At 50.8% G+C, this 453-nt stretch carries 1 protein-coding gene; it reads left to right on the top strand.

Features of this window, described 5'->3' with window-relative positions; translation table 11 throughout:
* The coding region (locus ABF638_RS38295; protein WP_435027939.1) for a tetratricopeptide repeat protein at positions 1-453 on the top strand (453 nt) is incomplete at both ends.

Below are 453 nucleotides of genomic sequence, written 5' to 3'. Positions count from 1 at the left end.
CTCTACGATTCCCAAGGACAGTACAGCGAAGCCGAACCACTGTATAAAAAAGCATTATCACTCAGGCAACGGCTGCTGGGAGAAGAGCATCCCGATGTCGCCTCCAGTTACAACAACCTGGCAGCACTCTACGATTCCCAAGGACAGTACAGCGAAGCCGAACCACTGTATAAAAAAGCATTATCACTCAGGCAACGGCTGCTGGGAGAAGAGCATCCCGATGTCGCCTCCAGTTACAACAACCTGGCAGCACTCTACAATTCCCAAGGACGGTACAGCGAAGCCGAACCACTGTATAAAAAAGCATTATCACTCAGGCAACGGCTGCTGGGAGAAGAGCATCCCGATGTCGCCACTAGTTACAACAACCTGGCAGCACTCTACGATTCCCAAGGACAGTACAGCGAAGCCGAACCACTGTATAAAAAAGCATTATCACTCAGGCAACGGCTG

Source organism: Nostoc sp. CALU 1950, assembly GCF_051172895.1.
In the GTDB taxonomy this organism is placed as follows: Bacteria; Cyanobacteriota; Cyanobacteriia; order Cyanobacteriales; family Nostocaceae; genus Nostoc; species Nostoc edaphicum_A.
The sequence above is the reverse complement of the archived record's forward strand: the minus strand, read 5'-3'. Positions and strand labels throughout refer to the sequence as shown.